The following is a 1,857-nucleotide window of genomic DNA, read 5'->3' as shown; positions in this document are numbered from 1 at the left end:
TTTGCTCCAGCCGAATTTTGAGGTGGGAGTTTTACTGCCCACAAATAGCGGGATAAAAAAGAAAAAGACATCGGGAATGGATCCGATGTTTTTTTCTTTGAAGATTGGGCAACCATGCAGTATTGCATAATTCATTCAACGATTCATAAGGAAGAGGGCCAAGTCTAGGGAGTATGGCTGATAAATGATGATCAATATAGTATTTTCATTTGGCACAATTATTGCTTTGTACAATTAGTAAAAATATAAAAGCGGGGTGTTATTGTCGTAATCCAAGCAGAAAACAAATACAGTTGAACTTGAAAATCATTTCATTGAAGGTGGTTGCAAAGTTGTAGGAATAGCACGTCTAATATGCTAGTTGCATTTTTAACCTAAAGGAGGGACCAAATGAAACTGGATATTTTATTAGAAGAAGTGGAGAGACAACAAATTGGCTATTATTGCATTTTGTCGAATAGTCATCGTTACGATATAGCTGTTACGTATTCGCAACAGTTTCTTGGAAAAGCAATGGTTACCTCAATTCAAAATGGGAGAATGGTTTTATTAAGTCAAGAAGATATTGGAGAGGAACAGTATTGGGCACCAAGGTTAGGAATTGAGGTAGAAGATATAGAAGAGCTTCAAAGCTTTTTCTATATGATTCTTCAGTCACAAAGGTTAGAAGAACAATATTAATAGAATAAAAGAAAGGGATGATTGATTGTGTATTATGATATTATTACGAGTCCGTGTTATGGAATAATTGAAAAAGTGTCTATTAATAAGGATTCTCGAATTTATGAATGGGAGCCATTATTCTCTATTAAAGATATGAATGGTAAACTGGAAGTAATTAAGATGGGATGTAGTGGAGAAGTTCAATCTTTAGAAGTAGAGGCGGGAGATAAAGTAATTCCAGGTATGGTATTAGCGTATATTCAAGAAGACCTTTTCGTTAGTGGTAGTGATTAATGATAGAACAATGAGGAAGATGGAGGCGTTCATCTTCCTTTTTTTATTAAGTAAAGAAAAAAACGTTTTATTTTCAGATTAATTAAAAAAATCTGTATTTAATGATACAATACAAATTATATAGTTCAAAGGAGGAATAGCAGCATGTTTTCCATTGCTCATAAAAAAATTAGACCTATTGTTTCTCTACCTATCGATCAATCTGAAAAGGAATGGAATATAGATGTTGAAAATATAAAAGAATCTTTTCTATTTTTAAAAAGAGAAGAGAAATTATTTGCATACGTTCATGTGAAGGATCTGCTATCAAATAGTAAGGGATTAACTGCTAAGGTATTGCGTTCAAATGCTGTTTTACTAGATACAATATGTCATCTTAGTAAAGATATTTCTTTAACAGCTCTTTTTCAAATTATTGGAGCACCGATTGCGATAGTAAAAAATGAAATGGATGAGCTAACAGGATATATAAGAAGAGAGGATGTTTTTGCAGAACTATTTAAACAAGAAAATCAGAGTGTTGATATATTAAAAATTATTTTAACGTCTATTCCAATGGGGATTTTTGTAGTAGATCGTGAAAAGAAAATTGTAAATTGCAATGAGTCTGGTTTGAAGATGATTAAATCGACTCCTGAAAAAGTTATGAATGTACCAGCAAAACTGATTTTTAACGAAGAGCACATTAATAACGTATTTACAACGGGAAAAACGATCTTGAATCAATTACAAATCACAAATGAGATTGGTGTATTAGTTGACTATAGTCCAATTCCAAACTTTGATCAAAGTATTGAAGGAATGGTTATTATTGTGCAAGATTTGCCGATGGTCGAGGACATGGCGATGGAAATTGAATATATAAAGGATTTAAATGAAGATTTACATGCAATCTTGTCT

General features: G+C 32.3%; 3 protein-coding genes. All 3 read left to right on the top strand.

Annotation, left to right across the window (positions count from 1 at the left end):
- Positions 1-390 precede the first annotated feature (390 nt).
- Positions 391-681 carry an SAV0927 family protein gene (locus AB3X49_RS22335; protein WP_002149603.1) on the top strand — a complete coding sequence of 97 codons (291 nt, stop codon included), beginning with the start codon at positions 391-393 and terminating at the stop codon, positions 679-681.
- 27 nt (positions 682-708) lie between these two features.
- Positions 709-957, top strand: coding sequence for a biotin/lipoyl attachment domain-containing protein (locus tag AB3X49_RS22330; protein WP_002149602.1), 249 nt, complete (start codon positions 709-711; stop codon positions 955-957).
- Between the two features lie 144 nt (positions 958-1,101).
- Positions 1,102-1,857, top strand: a 756-nt coding sequence (locus AB3X49_RS22325; protein ID WP_367964802.1) for a PAS domain-containing protein, incomplete at its 3' end; no start/stop codon positions are given.

Source organism: Bacillus sp. C30, from assembly GCF_040838255.1.
Classification (GTDB): domain Bacteria; phylum Bacillota; class Bacilli; order Bacillales; family Bacillaceae_G; genus Bacillus_A; species Bacillus_A mycoides.
This window is presented reverse-complemented; position numbering and strand designations above follow the sequence as displayed.